The 20606-nt window shown below is 65.3% G+C and carries 17 protein-coding genes and 3 pseudogenes; 13 read left to right on the plus strand and 7 right to left on the minus strand.

Going from position 1 to position 20606, the window contains the following annotated elements; all coding sequences use genetic code 11:
- Window positions 1-19 precede the first annotated feature (19 nt).
- Entirely contained in the window at window positions 20-2353 is a 2334-nt protein-coding gene (locus ABH933_RS23225) for a transketolase-like TK C-terminal-containing protein (RefSeq protein WP_429419777.1), read from the plus strand.
- Window positions 2354-2683: 330 nt separating this feature from the next.
- On the opposite strand, the pseudogene ABH933_RS23230 reads toward ABH933_RS23225, so the two are convergent.
- Window positions 2684-2785, minus strand: a pseudogene (locus ABH933_RS23230) (hypothetical protein); the annotation flags it as partial.
- A 252-nt stretch (window positions 2786-3037) separates the two neighbouring features.
- On the opposite strand from ABH933_RS23230, the gene ABH933_RS23235 reads away from it, so the two are divergent.
- On the plus strand, window positions 3038-4225 hold the full coding sequence (locus ABH933_RS23235) for an FG-GAP repeat domain-containing protein (protein ID WP_215917217.1): 1188 nt from the start codon (window positions 3038-3040) through the stop codon (window positions 4223-4225).
- Between the two features lie 177 nt (window positions 4226-4402).
- On the opposite strand, the gene ABH933_RS23240 is transcribed toward ABH933_RS23235, so the two are convergent.
- Together ABH933_RS23240 and ABH933_RS23245 are read right to left on the minus strand one after the other, a co-directional pair.
- Complete coding sequence (locus tag ABH933_RS23240) at window positions 4403-5464, minus strand: maleylacetate reductase (protein ID WP_429419775.1); 1062 nt, start codon at window positions 5462-5464, stop codon at window positions 4403-4405.
- Window positions 5461-6330 carry a dioxygenase gene (locus ABH933_RS23245; protein ID WP_429419773.1) on the minus strand — a complete coding sequence of 290 codons (870 nt, stop codon included), beginning with the start codon at window positions 6328-6330 and terminating at the stop codon, window positions 5461-5463. The genes ABH933_RS23240 and ABH933_RS23245 overlap by 4 nt, the downstream gene beginning before the upstream one ends.
- A 14-nt stretch (window positions 6331-6344) precedes the next feature.
- On the opposite strand from ABH933_RS23245, the gene ABH933_RS23250 reads away from it, so the two are divergent.
- From ABH933_RS23250 to ABH933_RS23270, 5 genes and pseudogenes are all read left to right on the plus strand, one after another.
- A complete protein-coding gene (locus ABH933_RS23250; protein WP_429419771.1) occupies window positions 6345-6713 on the plus strand; it encodes an AraC family transcriptional regulator in 369 nt (122 codons plus the stop codon).
- Window positions 6714-6873: 160 nt separating this feature from the next.
- Window positions 6874-7218 carry a helix-turn-helix domain-containing protein gene (locus ABH933_RS23255; protein WP_429455085.1) on the plus strand — a complete coding sequence of 115 codons (345 nt, stop codon included), beginning with the start codon at window positions 6874-6876 and terminating at the stop codon, window positions 7216-7218.
- A gap of 138 nt (window positions 7219-7356) precedes the next feature.
- On the plus strand, window positions 7357-8742 hold the full coding sequence (locus tag ABH933_RS23260) for an NADP-dependent succinic semialdehyde dehydrogenase (RefSeq protein WP_429420193.1): 1386 nt from the start codon (window positions 7357-7359) through the stop codon (window positions 8740-8742).
- Between the two features lie 13 nt (window positions 8743-8755).
- Window positions 8756-9619, plus strand: coding sequence for an NAD(P)-dependent oxidoreductase (locus tag ABH933_RS23265; RefSeq protein ID WP_429419767.1), 864 nt, complete (start codon window positions 8756-8758; stop codon window positions 9617-9619).
- Window positions 9620-9660: 41 nt separating this feature from the next.
- Window positions 9661-9807: pseudogene (locus tag ABH933_RS23270) on the plus strand (maleylpyruvate isomerase N-terminal domain-containing protein); the annotation flags it as partial.
- A 105-nt stretch (window positions 9808-9912) separates the two neighbouring features.
- Here ABH933_RS23270 and ABH933_RS23275 read toward each other — a convergent pair.
- Window positions 9913-10650, minus strand: coding sequence for a DJ-1/PfpI family protein (locus ABH933_RS23275; RefSeq protein ID WP_429419765.1), 738 nt, complete (start codon window positions 10648-10650; stop codon window positions 9913-9915).
- A gap of 607 nt (window positions 10651-11257) precedes the next feature.
- Here ABH933_RS23275 and ABH933_RS23280 point away from each other — a divergent pair.
- From ABH933_RS23280 to ABH933_RS23295, 4 genes are all read left to right on the plus strand, one after another.
- On the plus strand, window positions 11258-12595 hold the full coding sequence (locus tag ABH933_RS23280; RefSeq protein WP_429419763.1) for a PucR family transcriptional regulator: 1338 nt from the start codon (window positions 11258-11260) through the stop codon (window positions 12593-12595).
- A 473-nt stretch (window positions 12596-13068) separates the two neighbouring features.
- A complete protein-coding gene (locus ABH933_RS23285) occupies window positions 13069-13677 on the plus strand; it encodes a hypothetical protein (RefSeq protein WP_429419761.1) in 609 nt (202 codons plus the stop codon).
- Window positions 13674-14864 carry a helix-turn-helix domain-containing protein gene (locus ABH933_RS23290; protein WP_429419759.1) on the plus strand — a complete coding sequence of 397 codons (1191 nt, stop codon included), beginning with the start codon at window positions 13674-13676 and terminating at the stop codon, window positions 14862-14864. The genes ABH933_RS23285 and ABH933_RS23290 overlap by 4 nt, the downstream gene beginning before the upstream one ends.
- Before the next feature lie 121 nt (window positions 14865-14985).
- Window positions 14986-15669, plus strand: coding sequence for an alpha/beta fold hydrolase (locus ABH933_RS23295; protein WP_429419758.1), 684 nt, complete (start codon window positions 14986-14988; stop codon window positions 15667-15669).
- A gap of 176 nt (window positions 15670-15845) precedes the next feature.
- Here the strand turns inward: ABH933_RS23295 and ABH933_RS23300 are convergent, their stop codons facing one another.
- Window positions 15846-16808, minus strand: a complete 963-nt coding sequence (locus ABH933_RS23300) for a zinc-dependent alcohol dehydrogenase family protein (RefSeq protein WP_429419756.1) — start codon at window positions 16806-16808, stop codon at window positions 15846-15848.
- Window positions 16809-17135: 327 nt separating this feature from the next.
- Between ABH933_RS23300 and ABH933_RS23305 the strand changes: the two genes are divergently transcribed.
- A complete protein-coding gene (locus ABH933_RS23305; RefSeq protein ID WP_429419754.1) occupies window positions 17136-18611 on the plus strand; it encodes an FAD-dependent monooxygenase in 1476 nt (491 codons plus the stop codon).
- Between the two features lie 13 nt (window positions 18612-18624).
- The gene (locus ABH933_RS23310; protein WP_429419752.1) at window positions 18625-19191 is read left to right on the plus strand and encodes a cysteine hydrolase family protein; all 567 of its coding nucleotides are present in this window, start codon (window positions 18625-18627) and stop codon (window positions 19189-19191) included.
- A gap of 37 nt (window positions 19192-19228) precedes the next feature.
- On the opposite strand, the pseudogene ABH933_RS23315 reads toward ABH933_RS23310, so the two are convergent.
- Together ABH933_RS23315 and ABH933_RS23320 are read right to left on the minus strand one after the other, a co-directional pair.
- Window positions 19229-19837, minus strand: a pseudogene (locus tag ABH933_RS23315) (MFS transporter).
- A 188-nt stretch (window positions 19838-20025) separates the two neighbouring features.
- Complete coding sequence (locus tag ABH933_RS23320; RefSeq protein ID WP_429419751.1) at window positions 20026-20538, minus strand: MaoC family dehydratase; 513 nt, start codon at window positions 20536-20538, stop codon at window positions 20026-20028.
- Window positions 20539-20606 lie beyond the last annotated feature (68 nt).

Raw genomic sequence — 20606 nt, forward strand, 5'->3', positions numbered from 1 at the left:
GACGGCAAGGACAGAGACGATGAACGACACGGTGACCTTCGACCGCATTCCGGCCGCCACCGACGCGACCGGTGCACTCGTCGAGATCGAGCAACGGGTGCTGTGGCTGTCGACCGCGATGATCCACCACGCCAACAGGATTCGGCCGAACCCCTCGGGCCTCAAGGTCGGCGGCCATCAGGCATCGTGTGCGTCGATGGTGTCGATCATGACGTCGCTGTGGTTCGAGCAACTCCGGCCCGGCGACCGGGTCTCGGTCAAACCCCATGCGTCGCCGGTGCTGCACGCAATCAACTATCTGCTCGGCGAACTGGATCGCGAGTACCTGACGACGCTGCGCGAGTTCGGTGGGCTGCAGTCCTATCCCAGTCGCACCAAGGACCCCGACCCCGTGGACTATTCGACCGGATCGGTGGGTATCGGGGCGACCGCGCCGATCTGGGGCGCCATCGCGCGCCGCTATGTCAACACGCACGCCGGCGGCCGCGCGGGTACCGGCCGGCAGTACTCCCTGGTCGGTGATGCGGAACTCGACGAGGGCGCGGTGTGGGAGGCGGTGCTGGACCCGTCGGTCGGCGAGATCGGCGAGATCGTGTGGATCGTCGATCTCAATCGCCAATCCCTCGACCGCATCGTTCCCCATATCGCCGCGGCCCGGCTCGAATCGATGTTCACCGCGGCGGGCTGGCAGGTGATCACGGTACGGTTCGGCCACCAGCTCGAATCGCTGTTCCAGCTCGACCGCGGCCCCGCCCTGCGCAGCCGGATCCTGGGCATGTCCAATCCGGAATATCAACGCCTGCTGCGGTGCTCGGCCGCCGAGGTCCGCGACCGGCTGCCGGGAACCGGCACCGAAGCCGCGGCGATCACCGCGCTGATCCGCGAGCTCGACGATGCCACGCTACTGCGCGCGATCCGCAACCTGGGTGGACACGATCTCGACGCGCTGCGCGCCGCCTACGCCGAGATCGACGACAACCGGCCGACCGCGATCATCGCCTACACGATCAAGGGCTGGGGCCTGCCGACCCAGGGCCATCCACAGAACCATTCGTCCCTGCTGACCGCCGAGCAGTACCAGCAGCTCGCGACCGAACTCGGCGCCGATCCCGGCGATCCCTGGGCGCCGTTCCCCGAGAACAGCGCCGCGGCCACGCTCTGCCGCGCCGTGGCGGGGCGGCTCACCCGGCCTCGCACGGAATACGGTGCCCCACCGACGGTTCCGGACGATTTCGGCCGCACACCGTCGGGCCGGGCCACCACCCAGGCCGCCCTGGGCCGCGTGCTACTCGACATCAGCCGGGCCGCGCCCGATGCCGCCGAGCGCATCGTCACCGTCAGTCCCGACGTGAGTTCCACGACGAATCTGGCGGGATGGCTGAACAAGGTCGGTGTGTGGTCACCACACGAACGCCACGATTGGTTCGCCGACGATGCCGAGACAATCATGCACTGGCGGGAGAAGCCCACCGGGCAGCATATGGAACTCGGGATCGCGGAGACCAATCTGGTCGGGCTGATCGGGGAGCTCGGCGCAACCTGGAGCCGCTGGGGCCACCCGTTGTTCCCCATCGGGGTGCTCTACGATCCGTTCGTCGAGCGTGCGCTGGAACCGTGGTCCTACGGTATCTACGCCGGTGGCCAGTCGATCCTGGTCGGCACTCCGTCCGGGGTCACGCTGGCCGCCGAAGGCGGTGCGCACCAGTCGATCACGACGCCCTCGGTGGGGCTCGAACAGCCGGGATGCGTGAGCTACGAACCGGCCTTCGCCATCGACGTGGAGTGGGCGTTGCTGGCCTGCATCGGACTGCTCGGACGCGAGGACGGCAAGTCCTCGTACCTGCGGCTGTCGACCCGCCCGGTCGACCAGGCGCTGGCCGCGATCCCCGCCGATGCCGCCGCCCGCGAGCGGCGCCGCCGCCAGGTCGTGGCGGGCGCCTATCCATTGCGGCACGCCGAGGCGCCCGAGGTCACCCTGGTCGGGATGGGCGCGATGATGACCGAAATCCTGTGCGCGGCAGACCGTCTCGCCGACCAGGGCATCGCGTCCGACGTCGTCTGTGTGACCTCGCCGGGACTGTTGTTCGAGGCGCTACAGGCGCGCCGCGGACTCGGCGACGGGCCCTCCTGGATTCTCGACCAGGCGTTTCCGGCGCACCGCGCGGCGCCGATGATCACGGTCCTGGACGGCCATCCGCACACCCTGGCCTTCCTGGCCACCATCAACAGCGTCCGGGCATCCGCCCTGGGCGTCACGACATTCGGTCAGGTCGGCGCCCTCGAGGACGTCTACCGATATCACGGCATCGACGCCGACAGCATCGTGCGCGCCGCCCTCGATCTCGTCGACTGAGTCCGACCCGACACCACAGAAGCCGAATCCATGTGCCCTCAACAGAGCGCACGCGGCCCGCTACCTTACCGCGGTACGCGCCCGGCTCGAAGCGGGATTCGAGCCGGGCGCAGCTGCGGTGAAGCTTTCCTCGTGCGGGACAACGGGTTCCGTGCGTCGCACAGATGGGGCCGAGGCGGTCATCGGACCGTGGCGATCACCTCCAGGCGCGCCACCATGGTGGCCTCGTTGGCGAGCAGGTGTGACCGCACCTCGTCGTGGATCCGTTGCGGCACCCGGCGGGTCGAAGGTCAGCCGCGAATACCGCTCCGAGACATCCCACAGCGGTGTGAGCAGTCGCAGTCCCCATTCGCCCGCCATCGGCATTATCAAGGCCGCGTGGAACTCTCGATGGAGATCCCATGCGCTCTCGCTGTCCGCCAGCGCACGCATCTGCTCGACGAGGGCCTCGAGGCGGGCGAGCTCGGCGCGCGGCGGCCCGAGGCCCTGTGACCGTGCGCTCCCATGGTCAAATATTCACCCTCCCCACCGCTGGGCAGCAGCTACGCTAACTGTCGGCTACCGCCAACTCACCTGCGCCCCAGGTGAACACGACATGGTTACGCGGTCGCCGCCTTCTTCCAGCCTGCTCAACAGCGGCACCGGTCGTGAAGTCCGGCTGGAGGACGAACCTGAGGAGAAAGAATGTTTCGCTCCAGGCTCGCCGCCATCGCGGCAGCTTCCCTCGCTTTCGTCAGCGTGGCTTTGTGTGGTGGGCCGGCATCGGCCGACGTTCCACCCAAGCTGGTCGATCCGTCAGTGATCAAGCTCGCCGGCAACCTTCCGCCGTTGGCCGCGGTTCCAGCTGTGCTGTCGGTCGCGGACCTGCGGCACATCGGTCGCTCCGATGTCATCGTCGCCGATTATGGTGCCACCGCGACGATCTCGGTGTTCCTGAACAACGCCGACGGCACCTTCGCCCCGGCCAAGCGGTACACCACCGGCATCCAGGCCGACTACGTCGGCGTGGGCGACTTCAACCACGACGGCATCCTCGACTTGGCCGTGACCAACATGACGTCGAGCACCGTGTCCGTCCTGATGGGCAAGGGGGACGGCACCTTCAAGCCGGCGGTCGACTACCCCACCGGCATCGGGCCCGGCGCTTTGGCACTCGGGGACTTCCGGCACACCGGCAACCTCGACATGGTCATTTCCAACCAGGAGCCGACCCTGTCCGTGCTTCGCGGCAACCCCGATGGCACCTTCCAGCCCGCCCAGTCGGTATCGGCCGAAGGCGGCCTGGGTTCCGGGTCGGCCGACGCGGCCGATGTGTACGGGGACGGCAACCTCAGCTTCCTGCGCGGCAACTATGTCAACGACACGGTCCAGGTGTACCGCGGCAACCGAGACGGCAGCTTCCGGCCTCCGGTGTACTACTCGACCGGCGCGCTCACCCCGTGGTACGGCCGGTTCCAGGACCTGCGGCACAACGGCAAGCAGGACATCATTTTCTCCAGCCTCGGTTCCAGCGCGATCTCAGTTCTGCTGAACAACGGCGACGGCACATACGGCCAGCCACGGACCTATCCAACCGGCCTGCTCCCGCAGTGCTTCGAGTTCGCCGATCTGCGGCACATCGGCCGGACCGACATCGTCCAGGCCAACCTCGGCTCGAACACCATCACCGTGTACCTCGGCAACGGGGACGGCACGTTCACCCGTGGTGTCGATGTTCCGGTGGGTGCGTTGCCGTTCTCGGTCGGACTGGCCGACTTCTTCCACGACGGCAAGATCAGCGCCGTGGTCGCGAACGGCGGTGACGGCACGATTTCGGTGCTGCACGGCAATGGCGACGGTACATTCACACCGGTGACCACCCATCCGGCCTGATATCGCCGTCCGCACCATCCGCGGCGCTTCACACCGACTCGCCCTGAACGCCCTCTCCGGACACTGAATGACGAAAGCCATTGCATTGCAATGGCTTTCATCATTTCTGGCATCTCGTCGTCATCGCCCGCTTGTGCAGGTTCCGCTGCTGTGGGCGGGTGATATGCCGTACTCGGTCTACTCGACCCGGAGACCACGCCATGCCCGGGCCAGCAGGTCCCGCAGTTCTCGTGGAGTGACCGGGATGTGCGCCGAGTACGCGGCACCGATCACCTGCTCGACGACGTCGTCCAGGTCGGTCTCGCGCAGTCCCAGCGCGGCAAGGGATCCGGGTGCGCCGGACAGTTCGCCGAGATGCGCGAAGGCGCGGGCGGGCGAGTCGGTGTTCAGGGCGCGGCGCAGGATCTCGCACGCCCGGGGTGCGCGCGGCAGGGTGAAGGCGGCAACATACGGGAGCAGGACCGCGTGGGTCTGGGCGTGTGGCAGGTCGAACGTGCCGCCCAGGACGTGGGCCAGTTTGTGGTGCAGGCCCATGGTGGTCGCGCCGAGGCACGCTCCGCACAGCCACGCACCCTGTAGTGCGTCGGCGCGGGCCATAGGATCCGCGCTGTCGGCCACCAGTGCGGGGATCGCGGCGGCGAGGGCGCGCACGCCCTGCTCGGCCATCACCGACGGTATCGGGGAGGCGTCCGGGGCGTACAGTGCCTCCATCGCGTGTGCCATGGCGTTGAGGGCGCTGGTGCCCGAAATCGCCAGGGGCAGACCGGCGGACAGTTGGGGGTCGTAGATTACGCTGCGCGGCAACACGATCGGGTCGCGGCCGGTGCGCTTGCGGCCCGCTTCGGTGAGTCCCCAGATCGGTGTCATCTCCGAGCCGGAATAGGTGGTGGGAACAGCGATTACCGGCAGGCCCAGATCCAGGGCCACGGCCTTGCCGAGGCCGATGGTCGAGCCGCCGCCGATGGCCACGCAGCCATCGGCCGCGGCGGCCTTGGCGGCGGCCGCGGCCGCGTGGGCCGTCTCCACGGGAACGTGCATCCGGGCCTGGCCGAAGACGCCGGCCGCCAGATCACCGAGCTGTTCGGCGGCCCGCTGGGCCAGGGCGTCCTGACTGGGCGTGGACAGCACCAGCGCCCGGCGTAACCCGAGCTGTTCGGCCTCGGCCCGGAGCCGGTCGATGCTGCCCGCGCCGAAGACGACTCGCATCGGAGCGGCCTGGTAGGTGAAGCCTTCGGTCATCGTGTGCCGTCGCTCTCGGCGAGCACGATATCGAACTCGACATGCCGGAAAGGCGCTGTGGTCCCGAGACTTTCGGCCCGTGCGGCGTCGTCGGACTCGGCGAATACTCGAATCAGGCTGTCGCGCACCGCAAATACGGCGTCGCCGTCGATGTAGGGGCTGTCCGCGACGAAGACGTGCGTGGTGACCGGCCGATGTCCGGGCGCCTCGGCGATGAAGTGAATGTGCACCGGGCGGTACGGATGCCGGGCGGTGGCGCGCAGCAGCCGCCCGACCGGACCGTCATCGGGGACCGGGTAGTGACTGGGCACCACGGTCCGGAACCAGTAGCGGCCGTCGGCGGCGGTGTGGAAAAGGCCGCGGCCGTTACCCGCGGGCTGGCGATCCGGCTGTTGCACATCGTAGAAGCCGTTCTTGTCGCACTGCCACACGTCGATGACGGCGGCGCCCAGCGGGGTGCCGTCGACGCCGAGCACCCGGCCGGTCACCACGCACGGGGTGCCTTCGCCGAGCATGTCGATGGTGTCGCCCAGTGCCCGCGGCGGGGACACCGTCGCATGGAACGGCCCGAGCACGGTGTTCTCCGTCGCGCCGGCCTCGTCACAGTTGATCGTCTCCACCAGTGCCGATACGCCGAGCACATCCGACAGCAGCACGAACTCCTGCCGGGTGTCGGTGCAGGTGTGCCCGACCTCGGTGAGGAATTCGATCGCCTGTTCCCATTCCTCGTGGGTCGGGCGGACATCGCGGACGAACGCGTGCAGATGCGCGGTCAGTGCGGTCATGACGGTGCGCAGCCGGTCGTCCGGCGTGGCGGCGAAGCTGGCCTGAACCGCGGCGGTGGTGGTGTGTTCGGTGAGTTCCATCGGGCGCCTCACTTTTGTGGCCAGGCCTGAGTATCTACCGCTACAGCGAGCCGACCGAACCGCTCTGGGAAGAAATTCAATCGTTGTCGCTCAGCGTCGTTGCACGAGGACGCGGGGCAGTCATGGCAGATGATACCTGGTATTTGTACGACCAGTTTAGTTATTCGGTAATCAGCAGCTACCTGGACTTTCAATGCCAAATTCTGAAAGCTTCCCCGCAGGAGCCATTCCTGTCTTTCACGTTACAGATTCAACCAGCCTTGGTCCGGAAGGTCTCGGCGGACATCCTCGACAGAGGTGGCCGGGCCATGCCAGCGCCGACCGAGCGATCCGGCAACATCACGAGGTGCGCAGTGTCGGCGCTGGATGGCGATGCGAGTTGATGGGCGGCATCCTGCGGTTTCTGCGATCGTTGGCAACCGAGCCTGATCGACGCGTGCTGGCGCCGTTGTACCTGCAGGAGGTGGTGTGTATCGCGTCTTACGACGCGAGCAGTCCACGCGGCTGTTACAGATAGCCGCGGAGCAGGCTGCGGGCGATTCTGTGGCCGCTGCACTCAGCTACATTGCCGCTCACCTGGGCGAACCCTTGAGTGTGGCCACGGTGGCTGCGCAGGCAAATCTGAGCACATCGGCGTTCTCGCAGCTGTTTCGTCAAGTGACCGGGCGCTCACCGTGGCAGTTCGTCAAAGAGATGCGGCTCAACCGAGCGCGCGACCTACTGCTGGAGCCGCGACGCGCACGTGGCACACGATTGCGCAATTCATTCACCCGAGCAGCCGCGGGAACCGAGCCTGCCGCGCGGTTCTGCACCGCGATAACCTCGTCGACAGCGAGAAGGTTCTGGCAGCGTTGGCATGCACGGATGGACGAGGTCGGAACCTGTTGAGAGTCACGCAACTCACGCCAGGGATAGCGAACAAGGCCCCGGCATACGCGGACGTCCGATATCGCATTCCGTCTCGATTCGTGCCCATTTCGCGCACACACCGCAGTTTCAACCACCGGGATGCCATATGGTTACCTCATGGCTATCTCAACAATCAATCCTGTGACTGGCGTGATCCTCGAAACCTTCGACGAACTCACGCCCGAGGAGCTCGAAGATAGACTTGCCCGCGCCGCCGCAGCCGCCGCGTCGTACCGATTGACGAGTATAGAGCAACGCGCCGAATGGCTTGCCCGCGCCGCCGATCACCTGGAGAAGGACGCGGACTCCGTCAGCAGGCTGATCGTCATGGAAATGGGCAAGACCTACCGAGCCGCGCAGGAGGAAGTGGCCAAGTGCGTGCACGGGCTGCGGTTTTACGCCGCCGAGGGCCCGACGTTCCTGAAGAATCTTCCTGCCGACGGGTCGCGTGTCGGAGCCGAGAAATCATATGTGACCTATCAGCCGATCGGTCCAGTGCTCGCGGTCATGCCGTGGAATCTGCCTTTGTGGCAGGCCATGCGCTTCGCTGCCCCTGCCCTCACCGCAGGCAACGTGGGCCTGCTCAAGCATGCGTCCAATGTCCCGCAGACCGCGTTGTATTTGGAGCAACTCTTCCGCGCCGCGGGTTTCCCGGACGACGTGTTCCAGACCCTGTTGATCTCCGCCCGACGAGTGGAGCAGGTGTTGCGGGACGACCGGGTGAAGGCCGCGACGTTGACCGGCAGCGAACCCGCCGGACGCTCCGTGGCAACCATCGCGGGTGACGAGATCAAGAAGGTGGTCCTCGAACTCGGCGGTTCGGACCCGTTCATCGTGATGCCCTCGGCGAACGTGGAGCGAGCCACCGACGTCGCGGTCCAGGCCCGCACCCTCAACAACGGCCAGTCGTGTATCAACGCGAAGCGGTTCTTCGTCCATGCCGCGATCTACGATGCGTTCCTCGAACAGTTCGTGGCGAAGATGGGCGCCCTGGTCGTCGGGGACCCGATGGATGATGCGACCGATATCGGCCCGTTGGCCACCGAGTCGGGTCGCGACGACGTGGCGGCCTACGTGGACGACGCTGTGGCCAAGGGCGCCAAAGCATTGGTCGGCGGCAAGCAGCCGGACAGAGCCGGCTGGTTCTATCCGCCCACCGTCCTGACGGAGATCACCCCTGAGATGAAGATGTACCACGAAGAGGTCTTCGGCCCGGTCGCCCAGGTTTTCCGGGTGTCCTCATTGCAGCAGGCACTCGAGCTGAGCAACAGTCATCCTTATGGCCTGGGCTCCAATCTGTGGAGTGAAGACGAGGCTGAACGCGAGCTATTCATCCGCGACATACAGTCCGGTATGGCCTTCATCAACGGGCATACGACCAGCTACCCGGAGATCCCGTTCGGTGGCGTGAAACGCAGCGGCTACGGACGCGAACTGGCCGACCTCGGCATGCGCGAATTCATGAACGCCAAGACGGTATGGGTTGGTGAGAACGGTGCCTGACGATCGTATAACGGTGGCCGTACTCGGCACCGGGACGATGGGAGCCGCGATGGCGGCCAACATCGCCGGCGCCGCGATGGGCTTGCGGGTGTGGAACCGCAACCGCGAGCTCGCGGAGCCCCTGGCCGATGTCGGTGCGGTGGTGTGTGACTCCCCGGCTGACGCCGTCCGAGGCGCCGACGCGGTGCTCACCACTCTCGCCGACGAAGCGATCGTCGCCGAGGTGATGGACAAGGCCCGCGAGGGATTGAGCGAGGGCGTGGCCTGGGTGCAGTCAGCCACAGTCGCACCAGAGGGCAGTCGTCGACTCGCCGAACAGGCACACCGGCTCGGCACCGAATACGTGGAGGCCCCGCTGCTCGGCACCAAGGAGCCGGCAATCGCCGGCACCTTGACCGTCCTGGCCGCCTCCACGCAAGCCGATACACGCGCACGAGTCCAGCCGCTCTTCGACGCCATCGGATCGCGCACACTGTGGCTCGATCACGTCGGCCAGCCCAGCGCGCTGAAACTGGCCTATAACGCGTGGGTGCTCGCGACGGTCGAGGGCATTGCCGAATCCCTCACGCTCGCCGAGGCATTGGGCGTAGATCCGATGCTCGTGATCGACGCCATCGGCCACAGCGGAGTGAACAGCGATTACGTGCAGACCAAGGGACCGAGAATGATCAGCGACGATCTCGACACCCCTTCATTCCCGCTACAGGCCGCGGCGAAAGACGCCGGGCTGATCACCGACGCCGCCCGTGCCGCGGGCCTACGCCTCGGCATAGCAGAAACCGTGCGCGAACGCCTGCACGCGGGCGTGCGTGAAGGGCTCGGCCGGACTGATGTGGCAGCCACTTACCGCCTGTCGCGTCGCGTTCCGGCCAGCTGACTGAACACGCCTCTGCGGTGGGCCGACTCGAGGAGAACACGGTGACCCTGGCCGGCCTCGCCGCGGCAAGACAGAGCAACGCGCAACTCGCCGATATCTTGAAATTGATCGGCGACGACCAATGGGAGTTGCCGTCGGCATGCGCGGGCTGGCGTGTCATCGACGTGCTAGCCCATGTGGGAACGCTCGCCCACGAGGCGATATCACCTCCAGAGCCCGACCCCACACTGCCGAAGAACGAAGCCGCTTCTTCCATCATCCCTCTCACCAAGGAGGCGAACGGCTGCCTCGCCCTATGCCTTCGGAAGGTTGTCGAAGGCCTTCACGACCCTTTCAGCTGCGCTACGCGCACTTGCCGGATTGGCTCCAGTAATGACTCGGCCGGCAGTAATGGAGTAGTCGTCGAACGGATTCATGGGAGAGCTGTAGTCTGCTCCCACGGTGCTTACTGCTTCGACGACGGGGATTACCCGGTCGGACTCGAGCTTCTCGAGGACACTCAAGACAATCTCGCCCTCGATCGTGAATCCGGTCACGGTTTTCCCTTCGATAACCGAATTACCGGTATCGGAGTCGATCATCTTGGGCAGGATCACCGGCCCATGGCAGATAGCGGCGACGATACCTCCCCGAGCCCAGACGTCTTCGCCGATCACCTGAAGCCCTCGGGCGCTCGGATAATCATAGAGTGCTGCATGCCCAGCAGAAGCGAAGAACAATCCGTACTCCTCTTTCTTCAAATCGGATGCTTTCCTCAATTTCGAATTCAACTCTACGTTGAACGGATGCTCCGGGTTGTCGAAGATCGCCCTGTCGTCACCTTTCAGAAATCGTTCGGTAAGCGAGAGATCGTCCAAACCGTATGTGCCTGTTTCTGTGGCTAGATCCACTTCGAACCCAGCAAGCGTAAACACTTCGAATGGATGGAGCGCCTCGGTGAAGAAGAGACCGGTTTTTGTACCGTCAGGATAGATTACCCCATGGTAGCTACTAATGGCGATCAGAGCCTTGCGGGGAAGATTCTCGGGCACGATTCACCTCTTTAGGTTGCTTCTTATTGATCGCGTCTCATCGGGCCCTGGCACACGATTTCTCATGCCGACTCTCGGCACCGTCCAACGGTCACCTGGTCTTGATGGAGGCTCCGCGACGAAGTATGGAGCGCGACATCTTTGTCTCGCCGACCCTGCGGTCGGCGGCACGTCGACTGCCTGCCACGAAACATGGGCACCGTGACTATTCTACTCGCACATGCTTATTGAGCTGAAACTATTCGGTTTCCTCGATCCGGGCGCAGCGGCGTGGTCCTGGTAGGGGCAGAGGAACTGCTGCGGGTCGACATCGACGACCTCGAACTAGTCGCCCGCTCGTGCCCGGTGAAATCCAACGGAGCCCGACCGCGCACCCGCTGCCGATCACCCGCACAGCACCGAATGCGCAGCAACTATAGACACGCAAACATGGCGATACTCGCACCAATAGCTGACTGCGTGCAACGCGATGATTTGAGCAGCTGCTCGCCCGCAGTGAGCTCGAGAAGCGATCTAGCTGGTGTACTGCTCCGGCTGCACCTGGTGTCGTGCGTGTCAGGTGAACACAGCACAAAGGACGACTCCGTGCCGATAGTTGCCTGATGCTGTGGAGGCGCAGTCCCAAGCTGTTCACACTCCTCCATGCGGCTTACGCCTCCTGCGAGCTATCCTGACGGCGTATACGCCTGCTGCGCGCTATTTCGATCGAGGCCGACGCGGGCGCCCTCTGTCGACGCAGGCGATCAAGCCGCGTGTACAGCCGCGATCGCGGGAAGGTGGTGACACCGTGCAGGGGTTACCGAAATTGAAAGTGGACACTCAGCCTCGGTGGCGGGAACTGCTCGCAGGCGCGGCCGCCGAAATCGATCAACTCGCCGATTCCTACCTCAAACAGATCATGCAAATCCCCCCCTACGACAGCGGACTGGTCGACCGGGACGAAGTCCGTGATGATGCATGGAAGTCGCTGCAGTTGATCCTGCGCAACACCACCGCACCCAGCACGACCTGCATGGGTGACCTGCCGGTTGAACTCGGGCGGCGCCGCGCACGCCAGGGCCTGCCGGTCGAAAGCCTGGTGGCCGCCGTCCGCGAGTGCTTCGGTGTGATCTGGTCGTACATCCTGTGGCGCAGCCACCACCGCGATGCGATGGTGCTGGCGATGCACGTCGAAGACCTGTGCGGCGCCGTCGATACCTACGCCCGCACTGCGGAGCAGAGCTACCTGGAGGAGATGGCGATCATTGCCCGGGAAGAGAGCGATCAACAGCGCGGCTTCCTCCTCGAACTGCTCCGGCCCCCGCATCTGCCTTCGAATATTTCTCGACTCGCCGCGGCACTGGGGACCGACGAGTCCGCGTTCTATCGCGTGGTGATGGCACTCATGCCGGAGGCGGATGCGATCCACCGGGCTGAATCACAGGCCCGCGCCAGCGCAGAGAAACTGTTCACCGTCGAATGGAATGGCGGGATTGTTGGGTTCTGGCAGGCCCCTCGGAAGTCGAAAGGGCCGCAAACCGAATTGCAGTACCGGCTCTTGTCCGGAGTGCGTGCCGGGTTCGTCCCGGAGGTCGCGGGACTCGGTAAGGTACCGTCGGCCGCCGACTCCGCCCTGGACATCGCACACGTGTTGACAGATGACGAGTCAGAGTTGGTCACTTTTCCACAAGTCTGGGCGCGAGTTGCCCGCCGCAAACTCGAGGGCGGAGCCGATCCGGTCGACCGTGTGACCGACGGACTCGACATCCTCGGTGACGAGGAACGCCACCGCATAGTCGAAACCGTGCAAGCATTCCTCGAGTCCGGCAACGTCGGACAGGTGGCGACCCGGCTCTACCGCCACCGGAACACAGTGCTCAAACGCCTGCAGCGGTTCCGGGACCTCACCGGACTCGACGTCACTATCCCCGGGGACGCGGCACTGGCGTTGCTGGCCTTGTCCTGAGCAGTGTCGACGCCTTGTTACATGCATGTTAACGACAGTGGGGCGCGGCGGACCTCGGCTCATCGCCGGCCCTTCGATGCCAAACGGCTGCGACTGGCCGGATTTTCGCCCACTGCCTGCACAATCTTGGCTCGCGCGAGCGTAGCGCTGAGCGGTGCAACGTCTCGTGATCTCTGGACGACGGTGTGAGGTCGCACATTCGGTCAGCCGAGTCCGGGGGTGCGCTGGCATCCCGATGTCGATACACCGGCACTTAAATAGATGTCGTATAGCGCATATTCAGCAGGGTACGGCCACCGTCGGCGGAAGCGACCTTGCAACTCGGCTTCCTCCGCGAACCTGTTCGTAAGGTCGCTGCGGTGTCATCGGTACCGGGCTGGGTGCACGACTGGGACCGCCGTGCGTGTGCAGGGAAGATATGCGTGAACTCGAAGCCACACAAGAGGCATCGGTATGGATGATGATCGAGGTACTTGAAGGGATACAGACCGACGATAAAACAACCGAACTACCCGTCTTCTCCGACCAAGCCGTTGCCGCTGTTGGAACCTGCACATCTATTCCAGGCAATCGCGGGACGCAGCTCGTGTATCTCTCCCCTGGCCGAGTGGGCGCGAGAACTCGCTGATATGCATGCCGAACTCATCCCGTTTAAGCTGGAGGATACGCTGCGGCAAAGAAATCCTGCTGAGGAGCAAATTCGCGCAGCCATCGATCATGCTGTCAATGAAATCGATGCTTGGACCGCGCGCAATATACCACGCACGAAAGGTGCGCGCCATCATACTCATACGCTCGGCGAGGTGATCAGCCGCATAGCCAAAATGTATACCGAGGCATGGTGGACAGTGCTGCATTCGGCCGACGGTGAGACGCGACACCGGGCATGGTTCCATCTGAGCGAGGCTCGTGAAGGCTATGCGGACATGGTGAACGAAATACGCTGGGGACATCTCCAGTTACCGCTGGGCTGGCCCGGAATTCGTAGGGATTCGAATAAAGCAGGGCAGGTGTCAGAATTTAAGAGGAGTCGACAAGGAGTCAAAAATGCATCCGAAAGTCAAAGAATATCTGCTTCGTGACTTTGGGCGCTGGGTCGAACTCATTGGGACTGATCCTGGCCGGGATCAAGCCCTGGCATCAAGTCTTAAGTAGCCGATTCCAGGGCGCGAAATGGATCGAGTTGTTGATGGCGAGTGCCCGTCGAGGGCGTCATGGATTCGTCACTTCCAAACCCGACGTCATCGCGCGGCGGCGAGGAAGATGGGGAGCTGTGCCCGATATTGTTGCATCGACCGATGAGGTCAATCCTCCTGAGCGCGAGGACTATTGGCATCATGTGTTAGGCGACACCTTCGCACCGGTGAATCTGGAGGGCTGGGATCGTTCCCCCGATCCGGTGGCGCGGCTGGAAGGAACGGTCCGCGGGCGATTGCTGTTCGCCGAGCTGACCGCGAGCTCGCACATACATCGGCGGACTCCGCGCTGCATCCAGAAGTCGGATACGGCGTTCTTCCAGATCGCGGTCCTCACCGACGGTGCGGCGTCACTGGAGCAGGACAGTCGGATCGCCGAGCTCACGCCGGGCGACTTCGTCGTCTACGAGAACTCACGGCCGTTCACCTGGACGTTCACCCGACCGTGGTCGGTATCGGTGCTCTCGGTGCCCTCGGATGCGGTGCCGCTCAGCGATAGAGAGCGCCGCACCGTCAGCGGGCGCGTGTTGTCGGGACAGCACGGACTATCCGGAGTCGTCGGCAGATTCGTACTCGACCTGATTCGTCATGGTGCCGATGTGGCGGAGTCCCAGTCCGAGGAGATACTGGCTCGCACCACCGATCTGGCAGTGTGCCTGCTCGCGGAACCCGACGAGGCCAGGCATGCCGATGCCGCGCAGCGGAGCCTGATGACGCGCATCAAAGCCTACATCGAGCAGCACCTTCAGGATTCGGCGTTGACTCCGACCGAAATTGCTGCGGCAGCCAACATTTCGACCCGCTACCTGCACAAGCTGTTCCAGGCGGAGAACGAGTCGGTCGCGCTCTATATCCGCCGTCGTCGTTTGGCGCGTGTCCGCGAGGAACTACTCGATCGCCGACTTGCCCATCTGAACATCACAACGCTGGCGCACCGCAGCGGATTCGGCGACATCAGCGGTTTCAACCGGGCCTTCCGCGCTGCCTACGGAATCAGCCCCGGCGAGATGCGGCGAGGCCACTCCGAGCCCGGCTCAACCCCGGGCGTACCCACGCCGCCGACGAGACAGTGATGCGCTCTCGTCCACATCAAGTGCACGGTCGTCCGCGTCAGAACGATCCTCGGTGACCGACGATGTGACCGGCAGTTCCGGGGTGTGCTATCGCGCCACCCCGCCAATGAGGGAGGTTGCCATGAGCAAACCGACAATCGTGCTGGTCCACGGCGGATTCGTCGACGGAGCCGGATGGCGCAACGTCTATGACGAACTCACCCGCGACGGCTTCATCGTGCGCGTGGTCCAGAACGCGACCAAATCCCTGGCCGATGACGCTGCGGCGACCCGCCAGATCCTCGACGGCATCGACGGCGACGCGGTCCTGGTCGGACATTCCTACGGCGGCGCGGTCATCACCGAGGCCGGCACCCACGACAAGGTGACCGCCTTGGTCTACATCACCGCATTCGCCCCCGACAAGGGCGAATCGGTGAACAGCCTCATCACCGGCTTCCCGCAGGACGGCCCGCAGCCACCGATCCTGCCGCCGGTCGACGGCTACCTGTTCCTGGACCGGGCCAAGTTCCATTACTCCTTCGCCGGAGATCTCCCCGCGCAGGATGCCGCGTTCCTGGCCGACTCCCAGGTCCCCTGGGGGCTGGACGCTCTCGGCGGAGCGATCAGCGAACCCGCCTGGCGCAGCAAGCCCAGCTGGTACCTGCACGTCACCGAAGACAAGATGATCCCGCCCGGCGCACAGCTGTCGATGGCCGAACGGATCGGCGCCACCGTCGCCGACACTCCCGGCAGCCACGCCATCTACGTCTCCCGGCCGGAAGTCGTCGCAAACCTCATCCGCACCGCCGCCGACGCGGTCTAGCCGCACACCGCACAGGTGGCCTGCCCGTCCACCTGCCGATTCGACAGGCAGGTCACCGGTTCGGCGGGGGCGTGGGCCGATCCAGTGAGGGTCAGCGTCACACCGCTTCGCCTCACCGGCCGGGCTGGATGCCGGGGCCGACCTGCGTTTGCCCCGCGTTCGTCGACGCACCTTCATCACCCCGCCACTTTCAGCAGGATCTTGCCGCCACGGAGGAGATGCTGCACCGCGTCCTGGATATGCTCGAGGGGGTACACGCCCGCCACGGGGACAACAAGGGAGCCGTCGGCCACCAGCGGTGCCGCCTCACGAATGACAGGCGCCACCTTGTCGCGGTAGTCGAAGTCGCCGACAAAGAATCCGCGGACGGTGAGGTGCTTGCCGACCAGTGTCGAGGTGTCGACCCACATGGGTTCGTCCCTGGCCCAGGAATAGCTGACCAACCATCCACCGTCGGACAGCAATTCGAGCAGCCGCGCCACCACCGGACCACCCACGGAGTCCACTGCCAGCGCGACTCGCGCGTCGCCGATCACTGCTCGAACATCGCCGACCGCATCGGGGTCATCGCCGTGGACCACGTCGGCCCCGGCCTCTGTGAGCTCGGCGAACGTTGCGTCGTCACGGGCCAGGTTGATCGTCTTCAGTCCACGAAGTTTGGCTAGTGCGATCAAAGACCGCCCCACACCGGAGTTCGCGGCGTTCTGAACCACCCAGTCACCGGGCTGCAGGGGGGTACATTCACTGAGCATCAACCCTGCCGTCGGGGGGTTGCTGCCCAGCATCGAGTACTGCTCGATGTCGCCGGCGGGGACTGCGAACAGGCCGTCGGCGGCCACGACGAGCCGCTCACGCCACGCACCGGCATACAGGGGTAGCACGACCAGATCGCCGACCTGAAGTCCATCAACCTCGGGGCCAGTGGCAAGCACGCGGGCGACCCCCTCTGCGCCTGGTATGTGGGGCAGGGGTGGTTGCGTCAGCACACCCCTGACAACCAGCAGGTCGTGTTTGTTCAACGGCGAGACCTCAACGCTCACCAATACCTCATGCGGACCTGGTGGCGGCGGCTCCTCGATGTCGACGACGCGGAGCACCTGTGCAGGGTCGCCGAACTGTTCAATCTGGATGGCGCGCATATCAATACCTCTCCCTCGAAGGTGAGGCCGTTATGAGAGCGGCTGCCTACCGAGCCTACTGATCAGCGGCTCCTACCTCTAGTTGCATGGCTGCTCACGCAGCGAACCGTCGAAACCGCGTTCCCGAGGCCACGATCCACCGCTGGCACAAGGCATTACGCTCGTCTGACAGGCCGAACATGTCACCCGGGCCTTATAAACCTTCAGCGGTGATAATCGATCCGGGCGCGGGCCAGTGAGGACTTCCGACTCTGCGGCCGGATGACCCGCCGACCGTAGCGTGAGATGTGCTGAGTCCCCGCTTCCACACCGAAGGAGGACCAGGTCATGGCTCCTTCTCATAACGACGTACTGCCCACGCAGACCGATGTCCTGATCGTCGGTGCAGGCCCCGCCGGGCTCACCCTCGCCGCCAGCCTTACCCAGCTTGGCGTGGAGCACGTGCTCATCGAACGCACCGATTCGGTCCAGCCCGGCACCAAGGCCGCCTTAGTCCAGCCCCGCGCTTTGGAGTACCTCGACCGTGTGGGTGTTGCCGACCGCTTGGTGGCCGCAGGAATTCGAGGCCACCACTTCAGCATGTACGACGACTCGCGCACTCTGCTGCGTGGGTCCTACGACAACCTGGACACGCCGTTTCCGATGATGCTTCTGGTATCCCAACAGACCACCGAGGAACATCTCGATCGCCGCCTGACCGAGCTGGGCGGCATGGTCCACCGCCGCCACAAGTTCATCACCTTCAGCCCCGACTTTCCCGGTGTGACCGTCGCCGTCGCCGCTCCCGACGGCTCGGTGCGTGCCGTGTACGCCCGCTACGTGATCGGAGCCGACGGCGTTCACAGCAGGGTGCGCTCCACGGCAGGGATTGGCTTCCCCGGCAAGACACGAGAGCAGCTGTTCGCATTGGCGGATGTCCGCTTCGAGCCGGGTTCGGCTTCCGTGCCACTGGAGGACACCGCTTTCTTCTTCTCTTCCGAGGGAATGCTGGTGACGATACCGCTGGCCGACGGCCAGCACCGGGTGGTTGCATCCGTTGCTCCCGGTTCGACGGCGCCCACTGCCGAAGAGACCGAGACGCTGCTGGCCACCCGCGGCCCGCGGGAAGGTGGGCCGAAGGTCGTCGAGGTCAGCACAGCATCCACTTACCGCGTGCAGGAGCGCGTGGCCGAGAGGCTCTCCGACGGTCCGGTCTTCCTCGTGGGGGACGCTGCGCACACCCACAGCCCGGCCGGGGGCCAGGGCATGAACACCGGGGTTCAGGACGCCGGCAACTTGGCTTGGAAGCTGCATGCCGTGCTCACCGGGCTGGCCCCTGAGGGTCTCCTGGACACTTACCACCGTGAGCGCCATCCCGTGGCTTCCGGTCTGGTCGCCTTCACCAGTCAGATCACCAATGTCGCCACCATGCGTGATCCGGAACTGTGCCAGCGGCGCAACGACATCATCGCCGCAGCCGCCAAGGCACCGGGCATTACCGACTGGCTGGCGAGGCGGTTGTCCCAACTCGACGTCAGCTATTCGCCCGAGCCGGCCGACGGTACCAGCCACGTCGGGCAACGTGTCTCCCCTACGCTCGTCCCAGCCGCAGGTCTCGACTGGACCCTGGCCCTGCCGAATCCCTCCACCGGACCGACTGACAGCGGCCGAATCGGTCCTCTGAGCTTCCAGTTCGTCGACAGGCTGCAGACGCCTCTCCTGATCCGTCCGGACGGCTACCTGGCTGCCCACGGGGTTCCGGCCGATCCGCACGCCGTGCTTGCCAACCTCGCCTCCTACCTGCCCGGTGGGCCGACGCGATGAGAGGGCGGAAACAATGGCGCAGAACGCCCTGCTGGTGATGGACGTCCAGCGAGGCATCGTGGACCGCTTCGGCGAGGGTGCCGGATATCTAGCACGCCTGCACGGTGCGATCGAGGCAGCCCGCGCCGCGGAGATACCGGTGATCTACGTGGTCGTCGGATTCCGCGCCGGGCACCCCGAAGCCAGCGCGCGCAACAAGATGCTCCGTGGCCTCGGCAACGGTGTCTGGTTCACCGACCAGGACCCGGGCGCGGAGATCCATCCGGACGTCGCGCCGCTGCCCTCCGATCTCGTCGTGACGCGGACGCGTGTCAGCGCCTTCACGGGCAGCGACCTCGACCTGCTCTTGCGCGCTCGCGAGATCGACGGGCTGGTCCTCACCGGCATCGCCACCAGCGGCGTGGTGCTGTCCACCCTGCGTGAAGCCTCCGACCTGGACTTCGGCCTCACCGTGCTGGAGGACGGCTGCCTCGACACCGACGCCGAGGTGCACTGGGCGCTCACCGAGAAAGTCTTCCCCGTGCAGGCCGACGTCCTCACCATCGACGACTGGATCACCTCGATCAATCCCAACCGCTGACGAGCAGCGAACAGGGACGAGGGCGAGAGCACGCCTGCTAGTCGTCACAAACGCACCGCCGTAGACGATGCGCAGCATATGGACGGCTGTTTCGCTGGCGGGTCCCGGCATACCGCAGCGCGGACCACACGCCGCCCCTCGGGGCGCGGGTCGCGGCAGTGGCGGTGAGCGGGCGCACCGCGGCCAGCGCGATGACCACCGCGAGATAGGAGGCGGCGATCAGCACCCCGGCCAGTGCGGGGCCGATAACGCGGGCACTGTTCATCACGACAGCGTTGACGCTGGCCGCACTGGCCAGGTCCGCAGCCGGAACCAGTTGCGCGACAAAGGATTACCGGGCCGGTGAGTCCACGATTTGCACGAGTCCCCCCAACACAGTGATTCCGATGACCAGCGGCACTCCCGCCCGCCCGGTCTCCGCCGCCAGCCACAGCAGTCCCGCCTGCAGGCCGTAGGCGATCTGGGTGCCGATCAGCAACCGCCGCAGGTCGACCCGATCGGCGACCACACCGCCCCACGGCCCGAACAGCAATTGCGGCACTCCGCCGGCCGCCAGCACCATCCCCAGCGAGGCGGGAGATCCGGTGAGTTGCAGTACCAGCCAGCCAGGCGTCGCCTGCACGAAGGTGCCGCTGGCGGAAGTGATCTGGCCCCGAAGTACAGCCGGAGCGGCCGAGACCGCAACGCACGGAAGGCATTGGCTCGCGCGGCTGGCGACATGGGTTGTGTCACAGCCGCTTCGGGGACCACGGTCAGTGCGTCACGACCCGTCCACGGGCCCGCGGGCGAGCACCTCGACCAGGTCGTCGGCCACGGCGCGGCGCAGCGCGCCCATCAGTGCCGGCCGTTCTCGGTGGCCGGGGCGGGGGTGCGGCGCAACAGATAGGTGTGCTGTCCCGAGAGCACCAGTTCGGCGCGCTGATTGTGGACGGTCACCTTGGCGGTGACGACCCCGTTGTCGCCCTCGGGTGTGAGCTCGATGATCTCGAGTTCGGAGTAGAGGGTGTCCCCGCTGTGGACCTCGGCGTGGAAGGCGCACGACAGGCCGGTGAACGCGATGAACACCTCGCCGATCACGTGCGGGAACAGGGTAGCGCCGGGCGCGGTGTAGGCCAGCACCTGCAGGCCGTGCACCACGGGTGCCGAATGCCCGAGCGCGCGTGCCCATTCGACGTCGTAATGGACCGGATGATTGTCGGCCGACACCGACTGGAAAGCGGAGGCGTGCGCATCGGTCAGGGTGCGGCTGGGAGCGCGGAACACCTCGCCGATCCGCAGCTGTTCGAAGGTACGGGGCGGGACGATCTCGAATCGGGACGGATCGAACACGGTCTGCGATGGCGTCATTGGTGGTCCCTCGGATTCTGTTGTCGGGCAGCGGGCTCGATCTAATGCGGGCGTGCGGCGACCGGCGG

The sequence above is a fragment of the Nocardia sp. GP40 genome (assembly GCF_050434125.1).
Lineage (GTDB): Bacteria > Actinomycetota > Actinomycetes > Mycobacteriales > Mycobacteriaceae > Nocardia > Nocardia albiluteola.

Coding starts and splice junctions, on each gene's coding strand:
- ABH933_RS23310 (WP_429419752.1), top strand. CDS start 18,625: ATGGCGCAGAACGCCCTGCTGGTGATGGACGTCCAGCGAGGCATCGTG.
- ABH933_RS23260 (WP_429420193.1), top strand. CDS start 7,357: ATGGCTATCTCAACAATCAATCCTGTGACTGGCGTGATCCTCGAAACC.
- ABH933_RS23295 (WP_429419758.1), top strand. CDS start 14,986: ATGAGCAAACCGACAATCGTGCTGGTCCACGGCGGATTCGTCGACGGA.
- ABH933_RS23320 (WP_429419751.1), bottom strand. CDS start 20,538: ATGACGCCATCGCAGACCGTGTTCGATCCGTCCCGATTCGAGATCGTC.
- ABH933_RS23235 (WP_215917217.1), top strand. CDS start 3,038: ATGTTTCGCTCCAGGCTCGCCGCCATCGCGGCAGCTTCCCTCGCTTTC.
- ABH933_RS23245 (WP_429419773.1), bottom strand. CDS start 6,330: ATGGAACTCACCGAACACACCACCACCGCCGCGGTTCAGGCCAGCTTC.
- ABH933_RS23300 (WP_429419756.1), bottom strand. CDS start 16,808: ATGCGCGCCATCCAGATTGAACAGTTCGGCGACCCTGCACAGGTGCTC.
- ABH933_RS23225 (WP_429419777.1), top strand. CDS start 20: ATGAACGACACGGTGACCTTCGACCGCATTCCGGCCGCCACCGACGCG.
- ABH933_RS23240 (WP_429419775.1), bottom strand. CDS start 5,464: ATGACCGAAGGCTTCACCTACCAGGCCGCTCCGATGCGAGTCGTCTTC.
- ABH933_RS23305 (WP_429419754.1), top strand. CDS start 17,136: ATGGCTCCTTCTCATAACGACGTACTGCCCACGCAGACCGATGTCCTG.